Raw genomic sequence first — 13,188 nt, forward strand, 5'->3', positions numbered from 1 at the left:
GGACCCCTTAAGAGCGGCGCATTATGCAGATCGGCAGCGGCTGGGGCCAGAGTCTGCCGAGGGCAGGTGATGAATTGATGTCGGCCCAGGGCGAGAAGCCGCCATCAAGGCGCTGGCGGACAGCCCGGGCCGGCAGGCGACGCTCGTCGTAGCGACGCCCGACCGGGCGTCGCGCGCGGGGTGACTCAGGCGAGTTCGACGAGCTCGTAGCTGTGACTGATCTCGACGCCGGCCCGGCCGAGCATGATGGAGGCCGAGCAATACTTTTCCGCTGACAATTCGATGGCCCGCTTGACCTGGGCTTCCTTGAGGCCGCGGCCCTTGACCACGAACTTCAGGTGGATACGGGTAAACACCTTGGGCTCGGTGTCGGCGCGGTCGGCCTCGAGAAAGGCCTCGCAGCTTTCCACCGGCTGGCGCGCCTTGCGCAGGATGCTGACCACGTCGTAGCTGGCGCAGCCACCCAGACCGATCAGCACTGTTTCCATCGGCCGCACGCCGAGGTTACGCCCGCCGCTTTCCGGCGGACCGTCCATGACCACCACGTGACCACTGCCGGATTCGCCGAGGAACATGGCCTCGCCGGCCCACTGAATGCGTGCCTTCATCGCTTTCGTCCTACTTTTATATGCAAATGGTGATCAGCTTAACATGTTGAATGTCGTAAACTGCCTGGTGGTGCTGGGTTATTCAGCTCGCATTTACACTGCGCATGTTCTTATTTCGGTCTTTGAATCGGAACCGGCGCAGCTTATGCATGCACCGGTTCGGACATCGGTGCCCCCGACTCAGGTTAGTTTTCAACCTCAGGAATCAGCATGGCCGCTATCATCCCTCCCGCGAAGTTACAGCACATCGACAAGTTGCTCGCGCATTGCTCGCGTCGTCGCTACACGGCGAAAACCACCATCATCTACGCTGGCGACAACAGCGAAAGCCTGTTCTTCATTCTCAAGGGGTCGGTCACCATCCTCATCGAGGACGACGAAGGCCGCGAAATGATCATCGCCTATCTCAACGCCGGGGATTTCTTCGGTGAGATGGGTCTGTTCGCCAAGGAGGGCAGCGAGCCCGAGCGCAGCGCCTGGGTGCGCGCCCGTACCGAATGCGAAGTCGCCGAGATCAGCTACAGCCAGTTCCGCGAACTGAGCCAGCAGGACCCGGACATGCTCTTCTCCCTCGGTCGCCAGATGGCCGAGCGCCTGCGCCAGACCACCCGCAAGGTGGGCGACCTGGCCTTCCTCGACGTCACCGGTCGCGTGGCCCGCACCCTGCTCGACCTGTGCAAGCAGCCCGACGCCATGACCCACCCGGATGGCATGCAGATCAAGATCACCCGCCAGGAAATCGGCCGTATCGTCGGCTGCTCCCGCGAGATGGTCGGCCGCGTGCTGAAGTCCCTCGAAGAGCAGGGACTGGTCCACGTCAAGGGCAAGACGATGGTGGTGTTCGGCACCCGCTGAACCTACCGTCTTCCCCATGGCGAACGAAAAGGCCCCGGTGTCATCCACCGGGGCCTTTTGCTTTGCGGCCTGGGGATCAGGCGTCGAGGGGGAAGCCCCGCTCCGGGAAGAACAGCCGCTGCAACTCCTGCCCGGGCTCGTCGGCGCGCATGAAGGCTTCGCCGACCAGGAAGGCCCGCACCTCGTTGGTTTCCATCAGTTCCACGTCGGCGCGATTGAGGATGCCGCTCTCGGTGATCACCAGACGATCCTGGGGAATGCGCGGCAGCAATTCCAGGGTGTGGTCCAGCGTGACCTCGAAGGTGTGCAGGTTGCGGTTGTTGATACCCACCAGCGGAGTGTCCAGCACGGTCAGCGCGCGCTCCAGCTCGTCACCATCATGCACCTCGACCAGCACGTCCAGGCCGACGCTCTTCGCGGTAGCAGCCAGTTCGGCCATCTGGCCATCGTCCAGCGCCGCGACGATCAGCAGGATGCAGTCGGCGCCGATGGCGCGGGCTTCCACCACCTGGATGGGATCGACGAGGAAATCCTTGCGGATCACCGGCAGCTGGCAGGCGGCGCGGGCCTGCTGCAGATAGGCGTTGCCGCCCTGGAAGAAATCCACGTCGGTGAGCACGCTCAGGCAGGTAGCACCGCCCAGGGCGTAACTGTGGGCGATCTCCGCCGGGACGAAGTGTTCACGGATCACGCCCTTGCTCGGCGAGGCCTTCTTCACCTCGGCGATGACCGCCGCCTGCTTGCGCGCCACCTGGGCCTGCAGGGCGCGGGCGAAGCCGCGCGGGGCATCGGCGGCGCGGGCCTGGGCCTCGAGTTCGGCCAGGCTGGTACGAGCCTTGAGCTGGGCGATTTCCTCGGCCTTGCGGGCCAGGATCTTCTGCAACACGGTGGGCACGGTCACGTGCGATTCTCCTCTCGATAGACGGACGTGAAATGGGCCAATTCCTCGAGTTTTTCCCGAGCCAGCCCACTGTAGAGCGCATCGTGGGCGAGCAGAACCCCCTCGTGCAGGCTATGGGCGAGATCCGCAGCGTAGAGCGCCGCGCCGGCATTGAGCACGATCATGTCGGCGGCCTTCTGGCCGGCTTCGGTCTTGCGCCGACCGAGGGCATCGCGGATCAGCGCCAGGGAGGCCTCGGGGCCGTCCACGGTGAGGCCGACCAGGGTCTGGCTCTTGATGCCCAGGTCCTCGGGCAGCACCTCGTACTCACTGATGCTGCCGTCCTTGAGTTCGGCGACCTGGGTCGCCGCGGCCAGGCTGAATTCGTCCAGCCCATCGCGGGAGTGCACCACCAACACGTGGTGGCTGCCCAGGCGCTGCAGGACCTCGGCCAGCGGCCGACAGAGGGCGGCGCTGAACACCCCGACCACCTGGTGGCGCACGCCGGCCGGATTGGTCAGGGGGCCGAGCATGTTGAACAGGGTGCGCAACCCCAGGGAGCGACGCGGGCCGGCGGCATGGCGCATGGCGCTGTGGTGCGCCTGGGCGAACATGAAGCCGACGCCCACCTGCTCGACGCAGCGAGCGATCTGCGCGGGCGTCAACTCCAGGTAGATGCCGGCGGCCTCCAGCAGGTCGGCGCTGCCGCTCTTGCCGGACACGGCGCGATTGCCGTGCTTGGCCACCTTGCCGCCCGCCGCCGCGACCACGAACACCGAGGCCGAGGAGACGTTGAAGATGTTGGCGCCATCGCCACCGGTGCCTACCACGTCGACCACGTGGTCGAGCGTCGGCAGCACCACCGGGGTGGCCAGCTCGCGCATCACGCTGACCGCGCCGCAGATCTCGTCGATGGTCTCGCTCTTGATGCGCATGCCCATGAGGAAGGCACCGATCTGCGCTTCGTCGGCGCCGCCGGTCATGATCTGGCGCATCACCGCCTGCATCTCGGCCACATTGAGGTCGAGTTGTCCGCTGATGCGATTCAGGGCCTGCTTGATGTCCATCTAGCGGCGCCCTCCCTGCTGCTTGAGGAAGTTGGCCAGCAGATCGTGACCGTGCTCGGTGAGGATTGACTCGGGGTGGAACTGCACCCCCTCGATCATGAACTCACGGTGCCGCAGCCCCATGATCTCATCGATGCTGCCGTCCGGATGCTGGGTCCAGGCGGTGATCTCCAGGCAGTCGGGCAGGGTTTCGCGCTTGACCACCAGCGAGTGGTAGCGGGTCACGGTGAAGGGATTGGGCAGGCCGGCGAAGACGCCCTCGCCGTTGTGGTAGACCGGGCTGGTCTTGCCATGCATCGGCTCGCGCGCCCGCACCACCTCGCCACCGAAGGCCTGGCCCAGGCTCTGGTGACCCAGGCAGACACCCAGCACCGGCAGCTTGCCGGCGAAGCGCTCCAGGGTGGCCAGGGAGATGCCGGCCTCGTTGGGCGTGCAAGGGCCGGGGGAGACGACGATGCGCTCCGGTGCCAGTTCTTCGAGTGCCTCGACCGGCACTTCGTCGTTGCGCACCACCTTGACCTCGGCGCCCAGCTCGCCCAGGTACTGCACCAGGTTGTAGGTAAAGGAATCGTAGTTATCGAGCATCAGCAGCATGGCGGATCACCCTTGGAATCGATTGCAGCTGTGGAAATGGACTCAGCTTCGCCACGGCGCCGGAAGTGGCTGGCCGGGGGCTGGAACGACAAGGCGGGCCGGACGCACCGGCAGGGGGATGTCAGGCGCGCCAGCGCCAACGGGCGTGGGCCTTGAAGAGAGGCATCGAGAGGGCGGCGCTGCAGGTCACGGGATGGATTCCGACGTGGTTCTCTCCGCACAGTAGCCCAGCCGGCGGCCCGGTGCAACCGCTGGCGGTTCAGCTCCCGAGTCGACCATAGGCCGCCAGCACGGTCCGCTCGGACTGCACCAGGTAGCTTTCCAGCGCCGCCGTGGCCTCGATGGGTTTACCCGCCTCCAGCAACTCGATGATGGCGACGTTCATCTCCAGGTAGGGAGCGTGGAGGAATTCCGGATCCTTGAGCAGGCCGAAGGCCAGCCGCAACTCGGCGGAGAGTTGGTCATAGAAGGCCGACAGTCGCGGGCTGTCGGCCAGTTCGACGATGGCGGCGTGAAAGGCCATGTTGGCGGTACCCACCGCGACCCAGTCCTGGGCCGCCCGCGCCTGCTGGGCCGCCGTGACCGCCTCGCGCATGCGCAGCGCGCCGGGATGGCGTGGATAGGCTTGAGCCAGCGCCTGGCACTCGATGAAGCGGCGTACCCGGTAGATGTCGATGATCGAGGCCATGTCGGGTACGCAGACGAACACCCCGCGATTGGGTTCGTGCTTGAGCAAGCCCTCCTGGGTCAGCACCCGGAAGGCCTCGCGCAGGGTATTGCGGGAGATCTCCAGGCGTTCCGCCAGCGCCGCTTCGGACAGGCGTTGGCCAGGCTTGAGCTCGCCTTCCACCAGTTGGCGGCGGATCTCGGCGGTCACGGACTCGCCGAGGGTACGGGCATTGTCGGGCACAGGGGTCTTCATGGATGTTCCGGGGCAGGCAGTCGCGGTGCGATGGTGTCCGAGGGCGAAGGCTAAGGCAAGAAAACCTGGTACCTGCGCACCAGGAGGTAGCATTTTTGAGTAATCGAGTAACAACTTGGTGCACATGAAAGAACTATGACAATATTTTTGTTGAACAATAAATCCATGTAAAACCTACAAATATCGTTTTTTGTCCTTGGGTGGCACAGAGGTTGCGTTGGCCGGAGCACGACCTCTCGTCAAGGAACGCCCCCGTGACCCAGACCGCCACCACTGCCAATGCCTTTGCCAAGGACCGCCGAGCCTCACTGATCGCCGCCATCTTCCTGATGGCCACCTCGGCCATCGGCCCCGGTTTCCTCACCCAGACCGCCACCTTCACCGCCAAGCTGGGCGCCGCCTTCGCCTTCGGCATCCTTGCCTCCATCCTCATCGACTTCGTGGTCCAGCTGAACGTCTGGCGCATCGTCGCCCTGACCCGCATGCGCGCCTCGGATATCGCCAATGCGGCCATTCCCGGCAGCGGCTATCTGTTGGCGGTACTGGTGATCTCCGGCGGCCTGGTGTTCAGCCTGGGCAACATCGCCGGCGCCGGCCTCGGCCTGAATGCGCTGCTCGGCCTCGACCCGGCCTGGGGTGGCGCCCTCAGTGCGCTGGTGGCGATCGGCATCTTCCTGTCGCACCGCGCCGGGGTTGCCATGGATCGCATCATGGTGGTGCTGGGGGTGTTCAAGGTGGCGCTGATCGTGCTCGCCTGTTTCGCCTCCCATCCGCCCGTGGGCGAGGCCCTGCGCCAGACGATCTTCCCGGACGTGCTGGACTTCGCCTCCATCACCACCATCGTCGGCGGTACCGTAGGCGGCTACATCACCTACGCCGGCGCTCACCGCCTGCTGGACCGCGGCACCGTCGGCGTGGAAAACCTCGAGGCGGTCTCCAAGGCTGCGCTCAGCGGCATCCTGGTCACCGGCATCGCCCGCTACGTGCTGTTCCTGGCCATCTTCGGGGTGGTCGCCAGCGGTGTGGTGATCGACGTCTCCGGCCAGGCCGCCAACCCGGCCGCCCAGGCCTTCGACGCCAGTCTCGGCGAATACGGTCTGCGCGTGTTCGGCCTGATCCTCTGGGCCGCCGGCATCAGCAGCATCATCGGCGCCTCCTACACCTCGATGACCTTCATCACCGTGTTCTCGAAGAACATCACCGAGCGGGCGCGCAATCTCTGCACCGTGGTCTTCGTGCTGATCGCCCTGGCCATCTACCTGCTGATCGGCAAACCGCCGGCCGCCCTGCTGGTGTTCGCCGGTGGCTTCAACGGCCTGATCCTGCCGCTCGGCTTGACGCTGTTCATGTACGTCGGCTGGCGCCGCTCCGACCTCATGGAGGGCTACCACTACCCCCGCTGGCTGCTGGTGCTCGGTGCCCTCACCTGCCTGCTGTCGTGGTACATGGCGGTCAAGTCCGCCGGTCCCATCTTCGCCCTGCTCAACGCCGCCTGATCCCGGGAGATCCCTATGCCGACCATCGATCTGAACAGCGACCTGGGCGAAAGCTTCGGTCAGTGGCAGATGGGCGACGATGCCGCCATGCTCGACATCGTCACCAGCGCCAACGTCGCCTGCGGCTTCCACGCCGGCGATCCCGCCGGCATCCTGCGCACCCTGCAGGCAGCCGCCGCCAAGGGCGTGGCGGTGGGTGCCCACGTCGCCTATCCCGACCTGGTGGGTTTCGGCCGGCGCAATCTGGACATCGCCAGCGACGAGCTGACCGCCGACGTGCTCTACCAGATTGGCGCCCTGCAGGCCCTGGCACGCGCCGCCGGGACGCGGGTGAGCTACGTCAAGCCGCACGGCGCCCTGTACAACACCATCGCCCAGGACGAACGCCAGGCGCAGGCGGTGATCGCCGCCCTGCGCCAGCTGGACCAAGGCCTGGTGCTGGTCTGCCTGGCCGGCTCGCCGCTGCTCGGCTGGGCGCGGGACGCCGGCCTGACCTGCGTCGCTGAGGCCTTCGCCGACCGCGCCTATACGCCGGAAGGCACCCTGGTCTCGCGACGCCTGCCCGGCGCGGTGCTGCACGATGCCGAACTCGTCGCCCAACGCATGCTGCGCCTGGTGCAGGACGGCGTGGTGGAGGCCATCGACGGCAGCCTGACACCCATCGAGGCCGAGTCCATCTGCGTCCATGGCGACAGCCCCGGCGCGGTGGACATGGCCCGCGCCCTGCGTCGCCATCTCGAACTCGCCGGGGTCATCCCCCGCGCCTTCACGGAGGTCCAACCATGAATCCGCTCAAAGCCGCCCAGGACGCCGCCATCGCCGCCGCCCGCGAGGCCCGCGCCCGCTATCGCGACGGCCTGGTCGCCCCCAGTGCCGGCGTCGCCCCCGGCATGACCCAGGCCAATCTCATCGCCCTGCCGCGCGACTGGGCCTACGACTTCCTGCTCTATGCCCAGCGCAATCCCCAGGCCTGCCCGGTGCTGGACGTCACCGATGCCGGTAGCTACCGCACGCCGCTGGCCGAGGGCGCCGACCTGCGCACCGACCTGCCGCTGTATCGCGTCTGGCGCGACGGCGTACTGGTGGAGGAAGTGGCCGACGGCCGCGCCGCCTGGGCCGAGCATGGGGACCTGGTGACCTTCCTGATCGGCTGCAGCTTCACCTTCGAGACCGGCCTGCTGGAAGCCGGCATCGAGATCCGCCACATCACCGATGGCTGCAACGTGCCCATGTACCGCACCAACCGCGCCTGCCGCCCGGCGGGCCGCCTGCATGGCGAGATGGTGGTGTCCATGCGCCCCATCCCGGCCGAGCGGGTCGCCGAGGCGGCCACCATCACCGGCCGCTATCCGGCGGTGCATGGTGCCCCGGTGCACATCGGCGAACCGGCGCGGCTGGGCATCGCCGACCTGGCGCGGCCGGACTTCGGCGATGCCGTGCGCATCGAGCCGGGTGAGATCCCGGTGTTCTGGGGCTGCGGCGTCACCCCCCAGGCAGCGGTCATGGCCTCCAAGGTGCCCTTCGCCATTACCCATGCGCCCGGCCACATGTTCATCACCGACGTGCCCGATCGCACCTACCACGTCTAGGAGAAGCCCTTGCGTTTTCTGCCCGTCAACCTGGATGCACTGCTGGTGGAGCTGGCCGATCTCGACGAGACCCTAGCCCTGTTCGACGCCCTGCAGACCCGGCCGCTGCCCGGGATCGAGGAGATCGTCCCGGCAGCCCGCACCCTGCTGGTCCAGTTCCGTCCCAGCGCCCTGAAAGCGGCCGACCTGGTGGACCATATCGCCGCCCTGCCCCTCGACGGTGGTGGCCGCGAGGCCGGCAAGCTCGTCGAGATCCCGGTGCACTACAACGGTGAGGACCTGGACGAAGTGGCCCGGCTGCTCGGCCTGAGCTTGGCCGAGGTGATCCGCCGCCATACCGGCAGCGACTACCAGGTGGCCTTCTGCGGCTTCGCCCCGGGCTTCGGCTATCTCAGCGGCGGCCCAGGCTTCCAGGTGCCGCGGCGCGCTTCACCGCGTACCCGGGTGCCGGCCGGCTCGGTGGCTATCGCCGGAGGGTTCGCCGCCGTCTACCCCCAGGCCAGTCCTGGTGGCTGGCAACTGCTGGGGGTGACACCCCTGCACCTCTGGGACCTGTCGCGCCCCGAGCCGGCGCTGCTGCGTCCCGGCTACCGGGTGCGCTTCCATGACGCCGGCCCGCTGCCCACCGGCGGCCTGCCCGAAGCACCGGTCGCAGCCCCCGCCGCGCCGGTCACCGCGGACTATCTGGAAATCCTCACCCCCGGCCTACGCACCCTGCTGCAGGACCTTGGCCGCCCGGGCCAGACCGGCCAGGGCGTCTCCGCCTCCGGCGCCCTGGATCGCGGCGCCCTGCGCGCGGCCAATCGCGCGGTGGGCAACGAACCGAGCAGCGGCTGCCTGGAAATCCTGCTGGGCGGCTTCAGTTGCGTCTGCCACGGCCAGGCCCTGGTCGCCGTCACCGGCGCCCCGGCGCCGCTGGAGGTGCTGACCCGCAGCGGTCGCCGGTTGCAGCCCGCGCCCTACCAACCTTTCCTCTTGGAAGACGGCGACCGCCTGAGCCTGGGCAGTCCGCCCACCGGGCTACGCAGCTACCTGGCACTGCGCGGCGGCTTCGCCGTGGCCCCGGTACTGGGCAGCCTGGCATTCGATACCCTGGCCAACGTCGGCCCGGCGCCCCTGGCCGCCGGCGACCACCTGGGCTTCCATCCCCTGGTCGGTGGCACTGCCGTGTCCTGCAACGAAACCGCTCCCCTGGCGCTGCCCAGCGCCGACCAGGAAGTGATGCTCGACGTGGTCCTCGGCCCACGCAGCGACTGGTTCACCGCCACCGCCCTGGAGACCCTGGCCGGGCAGAGCTGGCGCGTCACGCCCCAGTCCGACCGGGTCGGCATCCGCCTGGCCGGCGAGACGCCCCTGGAACGCCAGGTGGCCGGCGAGCTGCCCAGCGAAGGCACCGCCCTGGGCGCCATCCAGGTACCGCCCAACGGCCAGCCGGTGCTGTTCCTCGCCGACCATCCGCTCACCGGCGGCTATCCGGTGATCGGTGCCGTCGCCAGCCACCACCTGGACCTGGCCGGGCAGATCCCGGTCGGCGCCCGTATCCGCTTCAATCCGCTGGGCCCCTTTGCTGAACTGCGCCCCAGCGCTTCCCCTGCTGCCGAGAACACCCGATGAAAAAAGTCCTGATCGCCAACCGCGGCGAGATCGCCGTCCGCATCGTCCGCGCCTGCCGTGACTACGGTGTGGCCTCGGTAGCCGTCTATGCCGACGCCGACTTCGACGCCCTGCACGTGCACCTGGCCGACGAGGCCTATGGCCTGAACGGCCAGCGTCCGGCCGAGACCTACCTGGACATCGCCAAGCTGCTGGACGTGGCTCGCCGCGCCGGCGCCGATGCCGTCCACCCCGGCTACGGCTTCCTCTCCGAGCGCGCCGACTTCGCCCGCGCGGTGCAGGCAGCCGGCCTGACCTGGATCGGTCCGAATCCGGACACCATCGACGCCCTGGGCGACAAGGTGCAGGCCCGGCGCATCGCCCTGGGCGTCGGTGCGCCGCTGGTGGCCGGCACCGAAGACCCGGTGAGCGGCGCCGCCGAGGTGCTGGCCTTCGCCGAGGAGCACGGCCTGCCCATCGCCATCAAGGCGGCCTTTGGCGGCGGTGGACGTGGCCTCAAGGTGGCCTGGCGCCTGGACGAGGTGGCCGAGCTGTACGAATCGGCGGTCCGCGAGGCCACTGCCGCCTTCGGCCGCGGCGAATGCTTCGTCGAGCGCTTCCTCGACCGTCCGCGGCACATCGAAGCCCAGGTCCTGGCCGACCGCCATGGCCGGGTCGAGGTGGTGGGTACCCGCGACTGCTCGCTGCAGCGGCGCAACCAGAAACTGGTGGAAGAGGCGCCCGCGCCCTTCCTCGACGACGCCCTGCGCCAGCGCATCCACGCCTCCGCCCGCGACATCTGCGCCGCCGCCGGCTACGTCGGCGCCGGCACCGTGGAATTCCTGCTCAGCCAGGACGGCACCCTGTCCTTCCTGGAGGTCAACACCCGCCTGCAGGTGGAGCACCCGGTCACCGAGGAAACCAGCGGTCTGGACCTGGTGGTCGAGCAACTGCGCATCGCCGACGGCCTGCCGCTGTCCTTCAACGAGGTGCCGGCACCCCGCGGACACAGCTTCGAATTCCGCATCAATGCCGAAGACCCGGGTCGCGGCTTCCTGCCGACTCCGGGCCCCATCACCGCCTTCCGCGCTCCCAGCGGTCCCGGCATCCGCCTGGACAGCGGCGTGGCGGCCGGCTCCCAGGTAGCGCCCAACTTCGACTCCATGGTCGCCAAGCTGATCGTCACCGGCGCCACCCGCGAGCAGGCCATCGCCCGCGCCCGTCGCGCCCTGGCCGAATTCAGCGTGGAAGGCGTGGCCACGGTACTGCCCTTCCACCAGGCGGTGATGGCCCACGCCGACTTCACCGGCGCGGCCTTCGCCGTGCACACCCGCTGGATCGAGACGGTATTCGCCGAGCAGATCGCCCTGGCGCCACGCAGCGAGCCGGCGGACGACGGCGTGCTGCGCACCTTCGTCGAGATCGACGGCCGCCGCCATGCCCTGGGCCTACCCAGCGCTCTGCTACGCGGCCTGGCGGTCAATGCCCCAGCGGCCGAAGCGGTCGCGGCCGCACCGGCCGCAGACGCCAATGCCCTCACCACCCCGGTGGCCGGCAACCTGCACGCCTGGACGGTGGAGGACGGCGCCGCGGTCGCAGCCGGTCAGGTGGTAGCGGTGATGGAAGCGATGAAGATGGAAACCCAGGTCCTCGCCCCCCGCGCCGGGCGCCTGGCGATCACCCAGGCGGCCGGAGACTACCTGGCGGCTGGCGCCGTCCTGGGACGGATCGAGGACGTTTAGGTGGAGTGCCTTATCGCGGCCATGGCGGTCCGCCGATGCGGCCGCTCCTACGGGCACTGAGCTAACCTGTAGGAGCGGCCCATGGCCGCGATCAGCAAAACGCCGGAATCTTCCAGGAGCGGCCGCGTTGGCTAAGCCCTAAACCTTCCCTTCCGCCAACTTCACCGCGCGGAACATGGCGCGACGCTTGTTGAGGGTCTCTTCCCACTCCGCCGCCGGCTGGGAGTCGGCGACGATGCCGCCGCCCGCCTGCACATGCAGCTCGCCGTCCTTGATCACCGCGGTGCGGATGGCGATGGCGGTGTCCATGTTGCCGTTCCAGGCCAGATAGCCCACGGCGCCGCCGTAGATGCCACGCTTGACCGGCTCCAGTTCGTCGATGATCTCCATGGCGCGGATCTTCGGCGCCCCAGACAGGGTGCCGGCCGGCAGGATGGCACGCAGGGCGTCCATGGCGGAGAGCTCGGGCTTGAGCCGCCCGGTGACGTTGCTGACGATGTGCATCACGTTGGAATAGCGCTCGATGACCATCTTCTCGGTCAGGGTCACGCTGCCGGTGGCGGAGACCCGGCCCACGTCGTTGCGGCCCAGGTCGATCAGCATCAGGTGCTCGGCCAGTTCCTTGGCGTCGGCCAGCAGGTCGCGCTCCAGCGCCAGGTCGGCCTCTTCGGTAGCCCCGCGCGGGCGGGTACCGGCGATGGGGCGCACGGTGATCTCGCCGTCCTCCACCCGCACCAGCACCTCGGGCGAACTGCCGACCACATGGAAGTCGCCGAAGTTGAAGAAGTACATGTAGGGCGTGGGGTTGAAGCAGCGCAGCGCTCGATAGAGATCGATGGGCGCGGCCTTAAAATCGATGGTCATGCGCTGCGACGGCACCACCTGCATGCAGTCGCCGGCCAGGATGTAATCCTTGATCCGCGCCACCGCATTCTCGTAGTCGTCACGGCTGTAGCTGGAGCGGAAAGCCGGCTCGCCAGGCACCTGCATGGCAGTGAAGTCCAGACCCAGACGCGGTGCGATAGGCTGGCGGATGCGCTCGCGCAACGCGGCCAGACGCGCCTGGCCCTGCTCGTAGGCCTCCGGCTGGGCCGGGTCCACCAGCACGATGCAGTGCAGCTTGCCGGCGAGGTTGTCGAAGACCACCACCTCGTCCGACACCATCAGCAGGATGTCCGGCGTGCCCAGCGGATCGGGATTGGGCGAGGCACCCAGGCGTTTTTCCACGTAACGCACGCAGTCATAGCCGAAGTAACCCACCAGACCGCCATCGAATTTCGGCAGATTGGGCACCACCGGCACACGATAGCGGCTCTTGAAGGCCTCGACGAAGGCCAGCGGATCCTCGACGGTAGAGGCTTCGAGTTGCTGCTCGCCCTCGTGCACCGTCACCTGGTAGCCGTGCACCCGTAGCAGCGTCCGGCACGGCAGGCCGATGATCGAGTAGCGCCCCCACTTCTCGCCGCCCTGCACCGACTCCAGCAGATAGGAATTCGGCGCATCGGCCAGCTTCAAGTAAAGAGAGAGGGGGGTGTCGAAGTCGGCCAGGGTTTCGAAGGCCAGGGGAATGCGGTTATAGCCTTGAGCGGCCAGGCGCAGGAAGTCGTCGCGGGTCATGATCAGCCTCGTGGCGAGGAAAACGAAAGGTCAGGTGCACAGCGCGCCGGTCTACTACCGGCCAAGACGAAGTCAGGCGCGCCAGCGCCAGCGGGCCAGGGCCTTGATGACTTTCATCCATGCTCGCGAGGAGCCTGTGCGGGTGACCACCACGATGCGATCTCGTGCTCTTGGGGTGAAGAGCCACGTTAGCCTAGCCGGCGCGGCATGGCAACCGGCCGGCCA

At 67.9% G+C, this 13,188-nt stretch carries 12 protein-coding genes; 6 read left to right on the forward strand and 6 right to left on the reverse strand.

The window, feature by feature from the left end; all coding sequences use genetic code 11:
* Positions 1-185: 185 nt before the first annotated feature.
* Entirely contained in the window at positions 186-608 is a 423-nt protein-coding gene (locus tag QZ471_RS23335; protein ID WP_059231974.1) for an OsmC family protein, read from the reverse strand.
* Positions 609-818: 210 nt separating this feature from the next.
* Here QZ471_RS23335 and crp point away from each other — a divergent pair, with 210 nt between their 5' ends.
* A complete protein-coding gene (crp, locus tag QZ471_RS23340) occupies positions 819-1,463 on the forward strand; it encodes a cAMP-activated global transcriptional regulator CRP (protein ID WP_295468387.1) in 645 nt (214 codons plus the stop codon).
* Positions 1,464-1,539: 76 nt separating this feature from the next.
* On the opposite strand, the gene trpC is transcribed toward crp, so the two are convergent.
* The 4 genes from trpC to QZ471_RS23360 form a co-directional block, all read right to left on the reverse strand.
* A complete protein-coding gene (trpC, locus tag QZ471_RS23345; protein WP_295468389.1) occupies positions 1,540-2,364 on the reverse strand; it encodes an indole-3-glycerol phosphate synthase TrpC in 825 nt (274 codons plus the stop codon).
* Positions 2,361-3,410 (reverse strand): anthranilate phosphoribosyltransferase, encoded by a 1,050-nt coding sequence (gene trpD / locus QZ471_RS23350; protein ID WP_295468391.1) that lies wholly within the window; start codon positions 3,408-3,410, stop codon positions 2,361-2,363. Before trpD ends, trpC begins: the two co-directional genes overlap by 4 nt.
* Positions 3,411-4,004, reverse strand: coding sequence for an aminodeoxychorismate/anthranilate synthase component II (locus QZ471_RS23355; RefSeq protein WP_295468393.1), 594 nt, complete (start codon positions 4,002-4,004; stop codon positions 3,411-3,413).
* 259 nt (positions 4,005-4,263) lie between these two features.
* A complete protein-coding gene (locus QZ471_RS23360; protein ID WP_295468395.1) occupies positions 4,264-4,926 on the reverse strand; it encodes a GntR family transcriptional regulator in 663 nt (220 codons plus the stop codon).
* A 254-nt stretch (positions 4,927-5,180) separates the two neighbouring features.
* On the opposite strand from QZ471_RS23360, the gene QZ471_RS23365 reads away from it, so the two are divergent.
* The 5 genes from QZ471_RS23365 to QZ471_RS23385 are packed head-to-tail and all read left to right on the forward strand — an operon-like array spanning position 5,181 to position 11,346.
* On the forward strand, positions 5,181-6,422 hold the full coding sequence (locus tag QZ471_RS23365) for an NRAMP family divalent metal transporter (protein ID WP_295468397.1): 1,242 nt from the start codon (positions 5,181-5,183) through the stop codon (positions 6,420-6,422).
* A gap of 15 nt (positions 6,423-6,437) precedes the next feature.
* Positions 6,438-7,208, forward strand: a complete 771-nt coding sequence (locus QZ471_RS23370) for a 5-oxoprolinase subunit PxpA (protein WP_295468399.1) — start codon at positions 6,438-6,440, stop codon at positions 7,206-7,208.
* Positions 7,205-8,011 (forward strand): putative hydro-lyase, encoded by an 807-nt coding sequence (locus QZ471_RS23375; protein ID WP_295468401.1) that lies wholly within the window; start codon positions 7,205-7,207, stop codon positions 8,009-8,011. Before QZ471_RS23370 ends, QZ471_RS23375 begins: the two co-directional genes overlap by 4 nt.
* A gap of 9 nt (positions 8,012-8,020) precedes the next feature.
* A complete protein-coding gene (locus QZ471_RS23380; protein WP_295468403.1) occupies positions 8,021-9,625 on the forward strand; it encodes a 5-oxoprolinase/urea amidolyase family protein in 1,605 nt (534 codons plus the stop codon).
* Complete coding sequence (locus QZ471_RS23385) at positions 9,622-11,346, forward strand: biotin carboxylase N-terminal domain-containing protein (protein ID WP_295468405.1); 1,725 nt, start codon at positions 9,622-9,624, stop codon at positions 11,344-11,346. The genes QZ471_RS23380 and QZ471_RS23385 overlap by 4 nt, the downstream gene beginning before the upstream one ends.
* Before the next feature lie 138 nt (positions 11,347-11,484).
* Here the strand turns inward: QZ471_RS23385 and trpE are convergent, their stop codons facing one another.
* Positions 11,485-12,963 carry an anthranilate synthase component I gene (gene trpE, locus QZ471_RS23390; RefSeq protein ID WP_295468406.1) on the reverse strand — a complete coding sequence of 493 codons (1,479 nt, stop codon included), beginning with the start codon at positions 12,961-12,963 and terminating at the stop codon, positions 11,485-11,487.
* Positions 12,964-13,188: the final 225 nt, after the last annotated feature.

This window comes from uncultured Pseudomonas sp., from assembly GCF_913774235.1.
Lineage (GTDB): Bacteria > Pseudomonadota > Gammaproteobacteria > Pseudomonadales > Pseudomonadaceae > Chryseomonas.